At 66.8% G+C, this 15,677-nt stretch carries 14 protein-coding genes and 1 tRNA gene; 7 read left to right on the top strand and 8 right to left on the bottom strand.

Going from position 1 to position 15,677, the window contains the following annotated elements; all coding sequences use genetic code 11:
- Window positions 1–105 precede the first annotated feature (105 nt).
- From AC1DKQ_RS12425 to AC1DKQ_RS12415, 3 genes are read left to right on the top strand one after another with little or no spacing between them, the layout of a single operon-like run.
- On the top strand, window positions 106–921 hold the full coding sequence (locus AC1DKQ_RS12425; protein ID WP_476919138.1) for an alpha/beta hydrolase: 816 nt from the start codon (window positions 106–108) through the stop codon (window positions 919–921).
- The gene (locus tag AC1DKQ_RS12420) at window positions 918–1,721 is read left to right on the top strand and encodes an alpha/beta hydrolase (RefSeq protein ID WP_476919137.1); all 804 of its coding nucleotides are present in this window, start codon (window positions 918–920) and stop codon (window positions 1,719–1,721) included. Before AC1DKQ_RS12425 ends, AC1DKQ_RS12420 begins: the two co-directional genes overlap by 4 nt.
- Window positions 1,714–2,415 (top strand): hypothetical protein, encoded by a 702-nt coding sequence (locus AC1DKQ_RS12415; RefSeq protein ID WP_476919136.1) that lies wholly within the window; start codon window positions 1,714–1,716, stop codon window positions 2,413–2,415. Before AC1DKQ_RS12420 ends, AC1DKQ_RS12415 begins: the two co-directional genes overlap by 8 nt.
- Window positions 2,416–2,507: 92 nt before the next feature.
- On the opposite strand, the gene AC1DKQ_RS12410 is transcribed toward AC1DKQ_RS12415, so the two are convergent.
- Window positions 2,508–3,599, bottom strand: a complete 1,092-nt coding sequence (locus AC1DKQ_RS12410) for an ROK family glucokinase (RefSeq protein WP_476919135.1) — start codon at window positions 3,597–3,599, stop codon at window positions 2,508–2,510.
- Window positions 3,600–3,821: 222 nt separating this feature from the next.
- Between AC1DKQ_RS12410 and AC1DKQ_RS12405 the strand changes: the two genes are divergently transcribed.
- Window positions 3,822–5,645 (top strand): AMP-dependent synthetase/ligase, encoded by a 1,824-nt coding sequence (locus tag AC1DKQ_RS12405; protein WP_476919134.1) that lies wholly within the window; start codon window positions 3,822–3,824, stop codon window positions 5,643–5,645.
- Between the two features lie 115 nt (window positions 5,646–5,760).
- On the opposite strand, the gene AC1DKQ_RS12400 is transcribed toward AC1DKQ_RS12405, so the two are convergent.
- Window positions 5,761–9,156, bottom strand: a complete 3,396-nt coding sequence (locus AC1DKQ_RS12400; RefSeq protein ID WP_476919133.1) for a pyruvate carboxylase — start codon at window positions 9,154–9,156, stop codon at window positions 5,761–5,763.
- 318 nt (window positions 9,157–9,474) lie between these two features.
- Between AC1DKQ_RS12400 and AC1DKQ_RS12395 the strand changes: the two genes are divergently transcribed.
- Window positions 9,475–10,362 (top strand): ParA family protein, encoded by an 888-nt coding sequence (locus tag AC1DKQ_RS12395; protein WP_476919132.1) that lies wholly within the window; start codon window positions 9,475–9,477, stop codon window positions 10,360–10,362.
- 151 nt (window positions 10,363–10,513) lie between these two features.
- Here the strand turns inward: AC1DKQ_RS12395 and AC1DKQ_RS12390 are convergent, their stop codons facing one another.
- From AC1DKQ_RS12390 to gcvH, 5 genes are all read right to left on the bottom strand, one after another.
- Entirely contained in the window at window positions 10,514–11,110 is a 597-nt protein-coding gene (locus AC1DKQ_RS12390) for a MerR family transcriptional regulator (RefSeq protein ID WP_277526868.1), read from the bottom strand.
- A 375-nt stretch (window positions 11,111–11,485) separates the two neighbouring features.
- The gene (locus tag AC1DKQ_RS12385) at window positions 11,486–11,989 is read right to left on the bottom strand and encodes a bifunctional nuclease family protein (RefSeq protein ID WP_476884901.1); all 504 of its coding nucleotides are present in this window, start codon (window positions 11,987–11,989) and stop codon (window positions 11,486–11,488) included.
- Window positions 11,989–12,711 (bottom strand): transcriptional regulator FtsR, encoded by a 723-nt coding sequence (gene ftsR / locus AC1DKQ_RS12380; RefSeq protein ID WP_476884902.1) that lies wholly within the window; start codon window positions 12,709–12,711, stop codon window positions 11,989–11,991. Before ftsR ends, AC1DKQ_RS12385 begins: the two co-directional genes overlap by 1 nt.
- 17 nt (window positions 12,712–12,728) lie before the next feature.
- Window positions 12,729–13,205 (bottom strand): FHA domain-containing protein, encoded by a 477-nt coding sequence (locus AC1DKQ_RS12375; protein ID WP_028275906.1) that lies wholly within the window; start codon window positions 13,203–13,205, stop codon window positions 12,729–12,731.
- Between the two features lie 159 nt (window positions 13,206–13,364).
- Window positions 13,365–13,751 (bottom strand): glycine cleavage system protein GcvH, encoded by a 387-nt coding sequence (gcvH, locus tag AC1DKQ_RS12370; RefSeq protein ID WP_476884903.1) that lies wholly within the window; start codon window positions 13,749–13,751, stop codon window positions 13,365–13,367.
- Window positions 13,752–13,947: 196 nt separating this feature from the next.
- Here gcvH and AC1DKQ_RS12365 point away from each other — a divergent pair, with 196 nt between their 5' ends.
- Window positions 13,948–14,817 carry an Fpg/Nei family DNA glycosylase gene (locus tag AC1DKQ_RS12365; protein ID WP_476919131.1) on the top strand — a complete coding sequence of 290 codons (870 nt, stop codon included), beginning with the start codon at window positions 13,948–13,950 and terminating at the stop codon, window positions 14,815–14,817.
- A 129-nt stretch (window positions 14,818–14,946) separates the two neighbouring features.
- Complete coding sequence (locus AC1DKQ_RS12360; protein ID WP_476884946.1) at window positions 14,947–15,522, top strand: adenylate kinase; 576 nt, start codon at window positions 14,947–14,949, stop codon at window positions 15,520–15,522.
- 52 nt (window positions 15,523–15,574) lie between these two features.
- On the opposite strand, the gene AC1DKQ_RS12355 is transcribed toward AC1DKQ_RS12360, so the two are convergent.
- Window positions 15,575–15,651 (bottom strand) — tRNA-Pro (locus tag AC1DKQ_RS12355).
- Window positions 15,652–15,677 lie beyond the last annotated feature (26 nt).

The following is a 15,677-nucleotide window of genomic DNA, read 5'->3' as shown; positions in this document are numbered from 1 at the left end:
CTCTCCGGAAGGCGTCTGGCCGGCCGTCCAAATCGGGTCCGGCCAGGACTTCAATGGACACCTTACTCTAGTGAGTTTTGCCGCCAAGGGTGACACGATGGGCTCATGACTGAAAGCAGCAATCTCCCGGCGCCCGCCGCTTTCAGCTACCCCGGCCACGGCCCCAATGCCCGGACCGGCGTGGCCATCTGCCACGGCTTCACGGGCAGCCCGCACAGCGTAATGCCGTGGGCACGCCACCTCGCCGACCAGGGCTTCGCGGTATCGGTGCCACTCCTGCCCGGGCACGGCACCCACTGGCGCGACCTCGCCCGGCAGCGCTGGCAGGACTGGTACGCGAGCTTTGAAACCGCATACCTGGAACTGGCGGCCCGGACCAATGACTGCTACGTCGCGGGGCTGTCCATGGGCGGCACCATTGCATTGCGCACCGCGGCCCGCCACAGCGTGGCCGGTGTGGCCGCAGTCAACCCCGGCCTGAGCTTCTATGACCGCAGGGTCAGGATCGTGGGACTGCTCAAATACTTCCAACGCACCACCACGCCGATTCAGGAGGAGAATTCCACGGCAGTCACCACGGACGACGGCGACTACTCCATGACGCCGCTGGCCGCCGTCCACCAGTTGCGCCGGCTGTTCTCCGCGACCCTGCGGGAGCTGCCGTCAGTCCAGGCTCCGGCCCTGGTCTTCAAGTCCGGCACCGACGCCGTGGTTCCGCCGTCGTCCCTGGCGCTGTTGCGCAGGCGGCTCGGATCCCGGGACCTAACGGTGATCCCGCTGCCGCATAGCGGGCACGTTGCCACTATGGACGCCGATGCGCCGCTACTCTTTGAAGAATCAGTCCGTTTCTTCCTTCAGCACGCCCACGCCACCCACACAGGGTCCACCATGCGGCCCGCCGCCCCCTCGGAGACCCCATGAGCATCCTCCCGGACCACTCGCCGTTCAGTAGCCCGTTCTCGGGTACCGGTCTCCGGACCGGCGTGGTGGTGTCCCACGGCTTCACGGGCAGCCCGCACGGTGTCCGGGACTGGGCGTCGTCCCTGGCCGGTGCCGGGTTCGCCGTCCGGCTGCCCCTGCTGCCGGGCCACGGAACAAGCTGGCAGGAGCTGGCCAAAACCCGCTGGCAGGACTGGCATGCGGCCCTGGATGCTGCCTACCTGGAGCTTGCGGAAGAATGCGACGTCGTGGTGATGGCCGGGCTGTCCATGGGTGGTGCCCTGGCCTTGCGGATTGCGGCCACCCGTCCCGTGGCGGGGGTTGTGGTGGTCAACCCGGGCCTGGTCATCGACGATCCCCGCGCCCCGCTGGCCGGCATCCTGAAGTTTGTCCTCAAGAGCACCCCCGCGATCGCCAATGACATCCTCAAACCGGACATGGATGAGGGCGCCTACCCGCGCACGCCGGTGGCCGCCGCGCACGAACTCAACAAGATGTTCAAGGACACCGTGCGGCTGCTGCCCCGCGTAACCGCACCCGTCCGGGTATACCGTTCCGCAGTGGACCATGTGGTGTCCGAATCCAGCATGGTGGCCCTGCGCCACGGGCTGACCAACGCCCCGCTGGAGGTGATCCGGCTGGAAAACAGCTACCACGTGGCTACCATGGACAACGACGCGCCCGAGATCTTCCGTGGCACGGCAGAATTTGTCCGGTCCGTTGCATCCGCAGCCGGTCCGGGCGCCGCCCGCGCCAGCCGGAAGGACACGGCCAATGACTAAACCAGACCCTAACCTCCCGGACCCCGAGACCCCGGACCAGGATCCCGCTGTCGCCGGGCCCCCCGCCTCTGATGCTGCTGCCGAGCACTCGGGCACCACAACGCCCCAAGAATCCCAGCCCCAAGAGCCCCAGGGCTCTCCCGCTGCGGACGTGCCGTCCGACGACGACGCCGTCTGGCTCGATCTTGTCGCCAGGCTTGAAGGGGTCTGGGCTGCCGGGGACGAGGAAACTGGCGGCCCCGCCGGCAGCACCGGCGCCGGCGCCGGCTTTGTTGCCAACTCCCCAACAGCAAAGACGTTCCGCGATTTTGACCCGCTGGGCCTCTCCGGCGCGGCGCCGATCGAGCTCTCCGCCAAGGAGCGGCTCGCCCCCGCCCCGGGGCAGCCGGCTGCGGGCAGCAACGAGATCCCCGACACAGCAACCGGGCCCCGCGACTACGAGACCGACGACGACGACGGCGCGTTCGTCCCGGAGGAGCCGCCGAGTCTGGCCGGGGCAGATCCGATGACCGTCCTTGCCTGGATTGGCGCGGTGGGCGGCCCGATTGCCCTGGTGCTCTCGACAATGTTTTGGCGGTCGGCCCCGCTGGTGGCGATCCTCGGCATGGTGGGCGCGTTCGCGGCCGCGGTGGTCTTCCTGATCATGAAGCTGCCGGGCGAGAAGGACGAGCACGACGACGGGGCCCGCATCTAGTCCGCCCGGTCATCAGTCCACGGGCTATTCCGCTGGGTATTTCAGGGCGGGTATTCAGGGCTGGTTTTTGCAGGGTTCGCAGGATCGTGCTGCTACGTGTGCATGCGGCTGCTGACCCGGGAGAGGTCGGCGGCGCCGATCAGTCCGGCGTTGGGTCCCAGGGCAGCGAGTTCGATCTCCGCTGCCGGCCGGAACCCGCGGCCGGTGAGGTTCCGCGCGAAGGCCTTCCGGGCCGGCGCGACCAGCAACTCGCCGGCATCGCACAGGCCGCCGCCAATCACGAACTTTCCGGGGTCCAGGGCTGCTGCGAGGTTGGCCAGGCCAAGGCCCAGCCATTCCCCGACGTCCTCGAGGAGTTCGCGGGAGGTCTGGTCCCCTGCCTTGGCCAGCTCGGTCACAATCACGCCCGTGATGCGTCCTACGTCTCCGTCCACGGCCTTGAGCAGTTCCTGGGCAACCGGAGAATTCGCGGCGGCCAGTTCCCGGGCCTCTCGGCCGAGCGCGTTGCCTGAGGCGTACTGTTCCCAGCAGCCGCGGTTGCCGCACTCGCAGCGGTGCCCGCCCGGCATGATGATCTGGTGGCCGAACTCCCCCGCCACTCCGAAGCGGCCGCGTTCCACGCGTCCGTCCATCACCATGGCTCCGCCGATCCCGGTGCCCAGGGTAATGCAGACCAGACGGTTCTGTCCCTGCCCGGCGCCGAAGCGCCATTCCGCCCAAGCGGCGGCGTCGGCGTCGTTGGTCAGCAGGACGGGGCGGCGCAGCAGCCTTTGCAGGTTCTCCCGCAGCGGTTCATTGCGCCAGGCCAGGTGCGGGCTGAAGAGCACCGTGCCGCCGTCGAGGTCCATCCAGCCGGCGGCACCGATTCCGACCGACCAGATCCGGTGCCCAGCACCGAGTTCGTTGACCAGTTCGACGATGACCTGCTCCACGGCCCGCGGATCATTGCCCGGCGTGGAGCGCTTCGCCTGGCTGAGGATCCGGCCCTCGGCATCGACCACCCCGGCGGCAACCTTTGTTCCCCCGATATCGACGCCGATGGCCAGGCCTTTGCGGCCCAGCCGCAGGTGTGAGCGGATGTCGTGCCCTGCGGTGGCGGCCGCCGCTCCGCCCAGGGTCCTGCTCCGCCAGGCCGCGGTCCGGCCGCGCAGGCCGGGCTGCCGGCCGGGTGTTGGTGTCTGCATGGTGCCTCATTCTATTCGCCGGGGCCGCCGCAGCCGCGAAGGCCCGGCAGCATGACGCGCCGGGATGACGCAGCGGCGTCTCCGCAGCATCCCCGACTGGCGGAACGGCGGGCCTGACCGTAAAGTTACTGGCCAGTAGGTGTCGCAGGACACACCTTAGTGGGACCGCATACTAGGCTTAGCGGTACCCCCTGCGGGCCTATGGATACCTAAGGAGCTGTCGTGCGAGAAATCATTGTCCCGCCCCTGGTGAATGTCGATCCGGACACCAACGTCACCGATCTCGTGGTACGCCAGGCGGCCAAGGCCTCCAACCCTGCGCTGTTCTCGCGGCTCGACGCGGCGGGCCAATGGCAGGACGTCCGTGCCACGGATTTCCTGGCCGACGTCTCGGCCCTCGCCAAGGGCTTGATGGCCAGCGGTGTGGCCGCCGGTGACCGTGTGGGCATCATGTCACGCACCCGGTATGAATGGGCCCTGATCGACTTCGCCATCTGGTTCGCGGGGGCCGTCTCGGTCCCGATCTATGAGACCTCCTCCCCTTCCCAGGTGGCTTGGAACCTTGGCGACTCCGGCGCCGTGGCCGCGTTCGGCGAATCCGAGCACCACGAGGACATCATCCGGCAGGCCGCCACCTCCGAGGGCCTCACCGCCCTGCGGCATGTCTGGCAGCTCGAGGGCAACAGTCTGGACGAGGTCCGTGCGGCCGGAGTCGGCATCAGCGACGCCGAGCTCGAAGCGCGGCGTGGCACGGCCTCCCTGAACGATGTCGCCACGATCATCTACACCTCCGGGACCACCGGCCGGCCCAAAGGCTGCGAGCTGACCCACGGCAACTTCGTGGAACTCTCCGAGAATGTGCTGGCCACCTCGCTGGGTACGGTGGTGCACGAGCACGCCAAGACCATCATGTTCCTGCCCCTGGCCCACGTCTTCGCGCGCTTCATCTCCGTGCTGGCGGTGGCCGCCGGCGTCACGGTGGCGCACACCCCGGATATCAAGAACCTGCTGCCGGACCTGCAGAGCTACCAGCCGACCTTCATCCTCGCGGTCCCGCGTGTCTTCGAAAAGGTCTACAACTCCGCCCTGACCAAGGCCGAGGACGGCGGCAAGGGCGCCATCTTCCACCGCGCCGCGGACACCGCCATCGCCTATTCCCGGGCACGGCAGGCCGGCAAGGTGGGCCTCGGCCTCCGGCTCAAGCACTCCTTGTTCGACAAACTCGTGTACAGCAAGCTCCGGGCCGCCATGGGCGGACACGTCGCCCATGCCGTGTCCGGCGGCGGCCCGCTCGGTGAACGGCTGGGCCACTTCTTCCAAGGCATCGGCATGCAGATCCTGGAAGGCTACGGACTGACTGAAACCACGGCCCCCGTCACGGTGAACACACCCCAGCTGATCAGGATCGGCACCGTGGGCGCCCCGATTCCCGGCAACTCGCTCAGGATCGCGGACGATGGCGAGATCCTCGCCAAGGGCGTGTGCGTCATGCGCGGCTACTACAAGCGCGATGACCTGTCCGCCGCGACCTTCGACGACGACGGCTGGTTCCGCACCGGAGACATCGGCCAGCTGGACGACGCGGGGTTCCTGACCATCACCGGGCGCAAGAAGGAAATCATCGTCACGGCCGGCGGCAAGAACGTGGTCCCGGCCCTGCTGGAAGACCAGATCCGGGCGGACGCACTCGTCTCGCAGGTGCTGGTGGTGGGCGACAACCGCCCGTTCATCGGAGCCCTCGTGACCCTGGACGAAGAGGCCCTCCCCGGCTGGCTGGGCCGCCACGGACTCCCGGCCTCGACCCCGCTCACCGAGGCTGCCGAGCATCCGACAGTCAAGGCCGCCGTCCAGGAGCTCATCAACCGCGCCAACCAGTCGGTGTCCCAGGCCGAGGCAATCAAGTCCTTCCGGATCGTGCCGGCCGACTTCACCGAGGCCTCCGGCCACCTGACCCCCTCCATGAAGGTCAAGCGGGCGCAGGTGCTCAAGGACTTCGAGACCGTGATCGAGGAAATGTACAACGCCAGGCGCGCCACCCTGGCATAGGACAATCCCCCGCACCACCCCAACGCGGGGTCAGATACCGCCCATCCAGTGCCCTGTGATGGGCCGTATCTGACCCCGCGTTGCTTTTGTTGGTGTTACGGGTTGTTGCGCTTTGCTATTCGATGACGAGCAACAGGTCCCCGCCCTGGACCTGCTCGATCGCACCGACGGCGAGGCGCGCCACGGTGCCGGCCACCGGCGTCGTGATCGACGCTTCCATCTTCATGGCCTCAATCGTGGCCACCGTGTCGCCGGCCTTGACCGTATCGCCGGCCTTGACCGTCAGCGTGACGGCACCGGCGAACGGCGAAGCCACCTGGCCCGGCTGGGAGGCGTCGGCGCGTTCGGCGGCCTTGACGTTGCTCACCACTGAACGGTCGCGGACCACCACGGGCCGGGACTGGCCGTTGAGCGTGCACATGACTGTGCGCATGCCCTTCTCGTCCGGCTCGGAGACGGCTTCGAGCGAAGCGATCAGGTGGACGCCCTTCTCGAGCTCGATCTCGTGCTCCACGCCGCGCTGCAGCCCGAAGAGGTAGTCGCGGGTGTCCAGCACCGAGAGGTTGCCGTAGGACTCAACGCTCTTCAGGTAGTCCTTGGTGGGACCGGCGAAGAGCAGGCGGTTGAGCGTGCTCCGGCGGGTCTTGGAGTCGCCGTTGAGCGCGGCGCTGTCCTCGGGGCTGAGCTCGACGTCGCGGACTTTGACCTTGCGGCCTTGCAGCGCCTTGGTCCGGAAGGGCTCGGGCCAGCCGCCGGGCGGGTCGCCCAGTTCGCCGGAGAGGAAGCCGATCACGGAATCCGGGACGTCGTACTTGTCCGGGTTCTCGTTGAAGTCCGCGGGATCGGCGTTGAGGCCCACCAGGTGCAGGGCGAGGTCGCCCACCACCTTGGACGACGGCGTCACCTTCACCAGGCGGCCGAGGATCCGGTCCGCCGCGGTGTACATGTCCTCGATCGCTTCAAAACGCTCGCCCAGGCCCAGTGCTATCGCCTGCTGGCGCAGGTTGGACAGCTGCCCGCCCGGAATCTCGTGCTGGTAGACCCGGCCCGTGGGCCCCGGCAGTCCGGACTCGAACGGCGCGTAGACCCGGCGGACGGCTTCCCAGTAGGGCTCAAGGGCGCAGACGTTCGCGAGGCTGAGGCCGGTGTCGCGCGGCGTGTGGGCCAGCGCGGCGACGAGGGCGGAGGCCGAGGGCTGACTGGTGGTGCCGGCCAGCGAGGCCGAAGCCACGTCCACGGCGTCCACGCCGGCGTCCACGGCCGCGAGGAGCGTGGCCAGCTGGCCGCCAGCGGTGTCGTGGGTGTGCAGGTGGACCGGGAGGTCAAACCGCTCCCGCAGCGCCGAGACGAGGCGTGCCGCGGCAGCCGGACGCAGCAGCCCGGCCATGTCCTTGATCGCGAGGATATGCGCCCCGGCGTCGACGATCTTCTGCGCCAGCTCCAAGTAGTAGTCCAGGGTGTAGAGGGTTTCCTCCGGATCCAGCATGTCCGCGGTGTAGCAAAGTGCGACCTCGGCGACGGCGGTACCTGTCTCGCGGACGGCCCGGATGGCCGGGGCCATCTGGTTGACGTCGTTGAGGGCATCGAAGATGCGGAAGATGTCGATGCCCGTAGCGGCGGCCTCGTTGACGAACGCCACCGTGACCTCTTCCGGGTACGGCGTGTAGCCGACGGTGTTGCGGCCGCGGAGCAGCATCTGCAGGCACAGGTTCGGCATTGCCTTGCGCAGGGCGGCAAGCCGGTCCCACGGGTCTTCGCCGAGGAAGCGCAGGGCGACGTCGTAGGTGGCCCCGCCCCAGGCCTCAACCGACAGCAGCTCCGGGAGCAGCTTGGACTCGGCCGGCCCGGCCGCCACGAGGTCGCGGGTGCGCACACGGGTGGCGAGCAGGGACTGGTGCGCGTCGCGGAAGGTGGTGTCCGTGACGGCCACGGCATTCTGGGCGCGCAGGGCCCGTGCAAAGCCTTCCGGACCGAGCTCCAGGAGCCGCTGGCGGGATCCCGGCCGGGCCTCTTTGTCATCAAGGGCCGGAAGCTTGTCCGCCGGGTCCGTGTGGACCTTGAGTTCGCCGTTGGGCTTGTTGACAGTGACCTCGGCAAGCCAGGTCAGCAACTTGGTGCCGCGGTCCGCAGAGACCCGCGCCTTCAGCAGCTGGGGCCGTTCGTCAATGAATGAGGTGGCTACATTCCCGGCCACGAAGTCGGCATCGTCCAGGACGGCCTGCAGGAAGGAGATGTTGGTGGACACGCCGCGGATGCGGAACTCGGCGAGGGCGCGGCGGGCCCGCGCGACGGCCGCCGGATAGTCCCGGCCGCGGCAGGTCAGTTTGACCAGCATGGAGTCGAAGTGCGGGCTGATCTCCGCGCCCGAGTAGACGGTGCCGCCGTCGAGCCGGACACCGGCGCCGCCGGCCGAGCGGTAACCGGTGATCTTGCCGACGTCGGGCCGGAAGCCGTTCGCCGGGTCCTCCGTGGTGATACGGCACTGCAGGGCAGCGCCCTTGAGCTGGACGCTCTCCTGCGACAAGCCCAGGTCCGCGAGGGTCTCACCGGCGGCGATACGCAGCTGCGCCTGGACGAGGTCGACGTCCGTGACTTCCTCGGTAACGGTGTGCTCGACCTGGATGCGCGGGTTCATTTCGATGAACACGTGCTGGCCGGCGCGCTCCCCCACCGTGTCGACAAGGAATTCAACCGTGCCGGCGTTGACGTAGTTCAGCGCCTTCGCGAATTTGACGGCGTCGCGGTACAGCGCCTGCCGGATGCCCTCATCGAGATTCGGTGCGGGCGCGATCTCGATGACTTTCTGGTGGCGGCGCTGGATGGAACAGTCCCGCTCGAAGAGGTGCATGACGTTGCCCTCGGCGTCGGCCAGGATCTGGACTTCGATGTGGCGCGGGCGCAAGACGGCCTGCTCCAGGAACATGGTGGGATCCCCGAACGCAGCGTCGGCTTCGCGCATGGCAGCCTGCAGGGCCTCCGGGAGTGCTTCGCGGGTGTCCACGCGGCGCATGCCGCGGCCACCGCCGCCGGCGACGGCCTTGGCGAAGATCGGGAAGCCGATCTCATCCGCGGCCGCTATCAGCTCGTCGAGGTCCTTCGACGGCTGGCTGGACTTGAGCACCGGGACACCGGCCTTGCGGGCGGCCTCGAGCGCGGCAACCTTGTTGCCTGCCAGCTCCAGGACCGCAGCCGGCGGGCCGACGAACGTAATGCCGGCCTCCTTCGCGGCGCGCGCCAGGCGAGGGTTCTCGGAAAGGAAGCCGTAGCCGGGGTAGATGGCGTCCGCCCCGGACTCCTTGGCTACGCGCACCACCTCGTCTACGTCGAGGTACGCCCGGACGGGGTGTCCCTCCTCGCCGATCAGATACGCCTCATCGGCCTTCTGGCGGTGAATAGAGTTGCGGTCCTCGTGGGGAAACACAGCGACAGTCTTGGCACCCAGCTCGTAGCTCGCGCGGAAAGCGCGAATCGCGATTTCGCCGCGGTTGGCCACCAGAATCTTTGAAAACATGCTTCTCCTGCTTCATCGCGGGCGTATCGGTAAGTGCTCACAGTGTCTAGGACCTGTGCGGGCAAACACAAATCATTGTGGCCACTGTCACAGCATTATCCGTCACGGACGCCGCGATGGGCAGGGCCCTGGCCATGGACCTTTCCCGGCCTGCCCGGTTCGGGAGGTTCTGGCGCTCCCACGCCGGATGAAACGGGTTTCGCCGGAGCATCAACATATGATGAGTGGGTGGGTGGCGCATGCACGCCCCGGCTCCGAAGAACGCAGGAGCCGGCACGACCCCGTCTCGGCAACCGGCGTTAGGTATTGGTTTTTCAAGTGCAAGTAGTGAGCATCAGCAGCCTCAAAGGCGGTGTCGGCAAGACATCCGTGACCACCGGACTGGCGTCAGCGGCATTGGCCGCCGGAATCCCCACCCTCGTCGTCGACCTTGACCCGCATGCTGACGCCAGCACTGCCCTGGGCGTGAGCCCGGACGATCAGCTCGACATCGGCAGGATGCTGAGGTCGCCCCGGCGGGCGCACCTGGCGGACAACGTGGTGCCCAGCGGCTGGGTGGAACACGCCAGGATCAACGGTGGTGCCAACGGCCGCACCAACGGCAGTGCCAACGGCACAACACGATCCGGCACTGCAACTTCCGTCCTCGACGTCGCCGTCGGCTCTGCCTACACCGGCATCTACGACCGGCCTGACTTGGGCCGCCGCGACCTCCGCCGGCTCTCCGCTGTCCTCGCCGGTGCCACGAACTATGAACTCGTCCTGGTGGATTGCCCTCCGTCGCTGAACGGCCTGACCCGGATGGCATGGTCCGCCAGCGACAAGGTCACCCTGGTGGCCGAACCGGGGCTCTTCTCGGTGGCCGGCACGGAACGCACCATGCGCGCCATCCAGCTGTTCCGGCAGGAATTCGCCCCCAAGCTGTCCCCCGCCGGCATTGTGGCCAACCGGGTGCGCAGCGGTTCGGCCGAGCACACGTTCCGGCTTTCGGAGATGGAGTCCATGTTCGGCGAACTGCTGCTGAGCCCGCACATCCCGGAGCAGGCCAACTGGCAGCAGATCCAGGGCGCGGCCCACTCCATCCACCACTGGCCCGGAGACTCGGCCAAGAATGCGGCCGGGCTCTTCGATACCTTGCTGCAGAACCTGCTGCATCCCAACGGCATGGCCCCGGCCGGAACTGTCCGCAACCGCAGCCAGCGTTAACCGGGCCCACGGCCCAAGGGCCGGAATCCCGCCACTCAAGGCTCAACGAACATGGCTCAACGAACTGAGGCCGCCTTCCCTGTCCGGGAGGCGGCCTCAGTCTTGTCTGTATCGATCGTGTCCGTATCGATCTTGCCGGTAACGGTGTGCGCTAGCCGATCTTGCGGGCCGCGCGGCGCTTGCTCAGTTCGTCGTCGGGAAAGGACTGGTCGGTGGCGTGTTCGCTGGGGAGGGCTGCGAGACTTCCTTCAACTTCGCGCCACACACGGCCGACGGCGATGCCGAACACCCCCTGGCCGCCCTGGACGAGATCAATCACTTCATCCGCCGACGTGCACTCGTAGACGCTGGCACCGTCGCTCATGAGCGTGATCTGGGCGAGGTCTTCGACGCCGCGCTCCCGCAGGTGCTCCACGGCCGTGCGGATCTGCTGCAGGGAGACGCCGGTGTCCAAGAGCCGTTTGACCACCTTGAGGACCAGGATGTCGCGGAAGCCGTAGAGCCGCTGGGAGCCGGAGCCGGCCGCGCCTCGGACGGCGGGTTCAACGAGCCCGGTGCGTGCCCAGTAGTCGAGTTGGCGGTAGGTGATGCCGGCCGCCTTGCAGGCGGTGGGGCCGCGGTAGCCCGCGTCTTCGTCCAGAACGGGAAGATCCTCGGTGAACAGCAGGCCTTGGGCACCGCTGGCGGGCACAGCAATGCCGGCCGTTGCGGCCTGCTTCAGCTCGCCTGCTTCGCCTTTCGGACTCACGTGGACCCTCCTTGTCGTGGGTTCCCCTGGGTAAGTTGCATCGGCAGCAATATCTGTGAACAGCTGCATGACACCGGATGATGACTTCATCCGTGTAATTCAGCCGAGGATGCACTTTCAAGTGTGACTTGCGCGGCTACCGTATGCAATGGGAACTTGTACCTCCGACGTTAGGCCTGCTCGGGCCCAAGGTCAAAGACGTTGGGGCTATTTGGCGGGCGTGTCGAAAGTTTCATCCTCGACTTTAACGTTGGGCGCCGCCACAGCTGTCCCGGGCGTTTCAGAAACCTCAGCCGTCACAGACACACCAGCCACCCCGGCAGCCTCCCCGGCCCCGGTTGGTTGCCTGCGCAGTTCAGTGCAGTTCAGTGCCGTTCAGCCGCCGAAGTCTTCCGGTTCGACGTCGTCGAGGAACTCGCGGAAGCGCCGCAGTTCGCCTTCCTCGTCCACGGCGGGTCCGGGGTGCGTGTCCTCGCCCTCGTCGTGTTCGGTGATCCGGACGCCGGCCTCGTCCATGACGGCGTCGGCACACCAGATCCGGCACTTTGCGCGCAGGGCAAGCGCCAAGGCATCCGAGGCCCGGGAGCTCACCGTGGTGCCGTTCTCGAACTGCAGTTGCCCGTAAAAGATGTTGTCTTCCACCGCGACGATGTTGGCGCTGACGATCGTGTGACCCAGCGCCTCGACAACGTCCACGAGGAGGTCGTGGGTCATCGGCCGGGGCGGGACGACTCCCTGCTGGGCCAGGGCGATGGCGCTGGCTTCCGGAGTCCCGATCCAGATCGGGACGTGGCGCTCACCATGGATTTCCTTGAGCAGGACAAGCGGCTGGTTGGACGGCAACTCAATCCGCACGCCGACAATCTCCACCTCAATCATCAGATGTCCATCCTTGAGATGCGGTCGTGGACCAGCGCCTGGTGCAGGGACAGGCAGAGGTCGCTGATTTCCCGGGCCGCCTCGGCCGCACGGGCGTGGGAGGCTGCGTCCTTGCGGGACGTCAGCGTGGCCACGGCCCGTTCCACGAGCCCGAATTCGCGGTCGGCAGCCGCCTGGAACGGCCGCAGGTGGCGGGGTTCCAGGCCGTGGCTCTCCAGCTGGACGCAAGCCCGCGCCACCTGCAAGGCGTGTTCGTCGAACTTGCCGTTGACGTGCCCAATCAGGCCGTAGCTCAAGAGCGATTCCAGCAGGGGGACGCTCGCCCCGGATTCCGCACGCAGCTGCTCCTCGCTGAGCCGGCGCGCACGGCCCTGCAGCTCGGTGGCGAGCTCCTCGGAGACGATCCGCGGGGAGAGCGTGATGCCTGCCGGCAAGTTTTCCGGCCGTTCGCCCCGGTCGATCGCGTCAAGGTAGTCCTTGATCACCTTTAGCGGCAGGTACTGGTCACGCTGGAGGGACAGGACGAAGCGCAGCCGTTCGACGTCGTTCTCGGAATACTGCCGGTAGCCGGCAGGAGTCCGCTGCGGGTTGATGAGTCCCTTTTCCTCAAGGAACCGGATTTTTGACGCCGTCATGCTGGGAAAGTCGTCGCTCAGTTGAGCCAGGACTTCCCCGATGTTCAGAACCTGGGGTCCGCGCCGATCCGCATGTGCCGTGGCCACAGGCAACTACCCCGGAATCAGACGTTGCCTGCTGCGCGGGCAGGGCTGAGGTAGAAGGTGAGGCGGAACTTGCCGATCTGGACCTCATTGCCGGACTTCAGCTCCACGGAGTCCACGCGGTCGTGGTTGACGTAGGTGCCGTTCAGGCTCCCGGTATCCACTACCTCAAAGCTGCGCGCGGTGCGGCGGAATTCCACGTGCCTGCGGGACACGGTGACGTCGTCGAGGAAGATGTCGGCGTCCGGGTGGCGGCCCGCCGTCGTGACGTCCGAGTCCAGGAGGAACCGGGCGCCGGCGTTGGGGCCGCTGTGCGCCACGAGCAGGGCCGATCCGAAGGGAAGGGCCTCGACCGCTGCCCTCTCCTCGGTCGAGAGCTTCGGCGTGAAGTTTGGTTCATCGCGCACCGGAGTGAGGTTGATCGACGTGGTCTCCGAAGCTTTCACTCCACCCGTGCCGTAACCATCACCGGTGTCGTTCCGTTCGTGCCCAAACATTGAGTCCTCCTCATTCGTTGCAGGTGTCCCCCCTGCAAACAACGCATGCCGTCCGGAAAAGCCTCGCAGTCCCGGTATTGAGGCCTTTCGGCGGGGCGCGGCTTGTTTTGTTATCCCAACAACACTCTCCGGCGACCCCGGACCGAACGACCTCTGTCTTTAGCCTACCTGCTGTTCATACTCGGATGCACTGAGCAGGGACTCCACGGCGTCGGCTTCCGCGAGCTTGATTTCGATCAGCCAGCCCTCGCCGTACGGATCGGAGTTAATAAGGGCAGAATCGGTGTCCAAAGCCTCGTTCCGGGCCACGACTTCGCCCGTAACAGGGGCGTAAATGTCGCTGACGCTCTTGGTGGATTCAACTTCTCCGACCACGTCGTTGGCCTTGATGGTTGTCCCCACTTCGGGCATCTGGGCGTACACGACATCCCCGAGGGCGTCCTGGGCAAAATCGGTGATGCCGACGCGCACAATCCCGTCGACATTGGGGGCCGAAACCCATTCGTGTTCTGCGGTGTAGGACAGGTCTTCGGGAATGATGCTCATGACGGGCCTTTCATCGGGTCAATCACCTATGCGGCGGCAGTCGTTTGTTCTAGCCGCCGCTGAAAGTATAGGCATATCGGGCAGGGGCCGGGGAGGGTTCTGTCATGATGGTGCGATGGCAGAACATGCGCCGCCAAATGTCAGGAATGTGAACAACCGGGGCGCCGGGACCCTCCGGACCGGCCAGGGCTAGGCCATGCCTGAGCTCCCCGAAGTTGCGGCCCTGACGGACTTTCTGGACGACCACCTGCGGGGAGCAGCTGTGGCGAAGATCCAGCTGGTCTCCTTCGCCGTGCTTAAGACGGCAGACCCCCTCTACTCCGACCTCCAGGGCAGGGCCATCACCGGAGTGCGCCGGTTCGGCAAGTTCGTCAGCATGGACGCGGACGAGCTGCATCTTGTCTTCCACCTGGCGCGGGCCGGCTGGGTCCGCTTCACTGACACCCCCACCGACGCCCAGCTGAAAATGGGCAAGGGGCACATCGCCCTGCGGCTGACATTTACCGGCGCAGCCGGCCCGGCGGGCATGGACCTGACCGAGGCTGGCACGAAAAAGAGCCTGGCGGTCTACGTGGTCCGCGATCCGCTTGATGTTCCCGGCATCGCGGCGCTCGGACCGGATCCGTTCAGTCCGGACTTCGACGTCGACGCTTTGGCCGGGATTCTCGGTTCCAGCTCCCAGCAGATCAAGGGTGTCCTGCGGAGCCAAAGCATCATCGCCGGGATTGGGAATGCCTACAGCGACGAGATCCTGCACGCCGCCAGGATCTCGCCATTCGCCCTCGCCAAGTCCCTGGACCGGACGGACGTCCAGCGCCTCTACGACGCCATCCACACCATACTGGGAACGGCCGTGGCGGAAGCCCAAGGCAAGCCGCCCAACGAACTCAAAGACACCAAGCGGAGCCATATGAGGGTCCACGGCCGGACCGGCGAAGCGTGTCCGGTGTGCGGCGATGCGGTCCGTGAGGTTTCCTTTGCGGACACCGCCCTGCAGTACTGCCCGACGTGCCAGACGAAGGGAAAGATCCTGGCCGACCGGCGGACGTCGCGCTTCCTGAAATAGGAGTTTCCTGAAACGGGCGCTTCCTGAAACGGGCGCCGGCGTCCCGATCCCTTGCGCTGGCGCCTCCCAGCGAAGACGATACAAGTACGCCTTTCAAGGGCGCCTGAGGGAGTTGTCTCGACGATGCGCATGCTGATTATGGGTCCCCCGGGGTGCGGCAAGGGCACCCAGGCCGAACGTTTGTCCGGGCGCCTCGGCATCACCGTGGTGTCCACTGGGGAGGTTTTTCGCGACCATGTGAAGAACCTGACGCCGCTGGGCCAGGAAGTCATTGTGCACCTGGACGCCGGGGATCTGGTGCCTGACACCCTGACCAACCGTGTGGTGCGTGACCGGCTGGACCAGGACGACGTCAGGGGCGGGTTCCTCTTGGACGGGTATCCCCGGAACACGGCGCAGCTTGCCGAACTCGACGTCATGCTTGCCGCCAACGGGCAAGAACTGGACGCTGCAGTCCAACTGACGGTTGACGACGCGGAGCTCGTCCGCCGACTGCTCCACCGCGCCACCATGACCGGACGCAGCGACGATACCGAGGACGTCATCCGGCACCGCCTGGAGCTCTACCACCACGAGACTGAACCGGTGGCCTCCGCCTACTCGGCGCGCGGGATCCTGCTCAGCGTCGTGGGCACGGGAAGCGAGGATGAAATCTTCGGCAGAGTCGTTGCGGCACTCAGTGCGTCCTTCCCCGCGGATGTTTGAGAAACAGAAAACCCCGCCATTCCTTTATCAGGAATGGCGGGGTTTCGTCTGTTGGTCGGGCTGACAGGATTTGAACCTGCGACCCCTTGACCCCCAGTCAAGTGCGCTACCAAGCTGCGCTACAGCCCGCTGGTTCCACCGTTCTCCGCCCGGAA

It is taken from the genome of Arthrobacter sp. 05L421 (assembly GCF_056397785.1).
Note: the sequence above shows the minus strand (reverse complement) of the source record. Positions and strands in the feature narration are given on the sequence as shown.

Coding starts and splice junctions, on each gene's coding strand:
- AC1DKQ_RS12425 (WP_476919138.1), top strand. CDS start 106: ATGACTGAAAGCAGCAATCTCCCGGCGCCCGCCGCTTTCAGCTACCCC.
- AC1DKQ_RS12420 (WP_476919137.1), top strand. CDS start 918: ATGAGCATCCTCCCGGACCACTCGCCGTTCAGTAGCCCGTTCTCGGGT.
- AC1DKQ_RS12415 (WP_476919136.1), top strand. CDS start 1,714: ATGACTAAACCAGACCCTAACCTCCCGGACCCCGAGACCCCGGACCAG.
- AC1DKQ_RS12410 (WP_476919135.1), bottom strand. CDS start 3,599: ATGCAGACACCAACACCCGGCCGGCAGCCCGGCCTGCGCGGCCGGACC.
- AC1DKQ_RS12400 (WP_476919133.1), bottom strand. CDS start 9,156: ATGTTTTCAAAGATTCTGGTGGCCAACCGCGGCGAAATCGCGATTCGC.
- AC1DKQ_RS12385 (WP_476884901.1), bottom strand. CDS start 11,989: ATGATTGAGGTGGAGATTGTCGGCGTGCGGATTGAGTTGCCGTCCAAC.
- AC1DKQ_RS12375 (WP_028275906.1), bottom strand. CDS start 13,205: ATGTTTGGGCACGAACGGAACGACACCGGTGATGGTTACGGCACGGGT.
- gcvH (WP_476884903.1), bottom strand. CDS start 13,751: ATGAGCATCATTCCCGAAGACCTGTCCTACACCGCAGAACACGAATGG.
- AC1DKQ_RS12365 (WP_476919131.1), top strand. CDS start 13,948: ATGCCTGAGCTCCCCGAAGTTGCGGCCCTGACGGACTTTCTGGACGAC.
- AC1DKQ_RS12360 (WP_476884946.1), top strand. CDS start 14,947: ATGCTGATTATGGGTCCCCCGGGGTGCGGCAAGGGCACCCAGGCCGAA.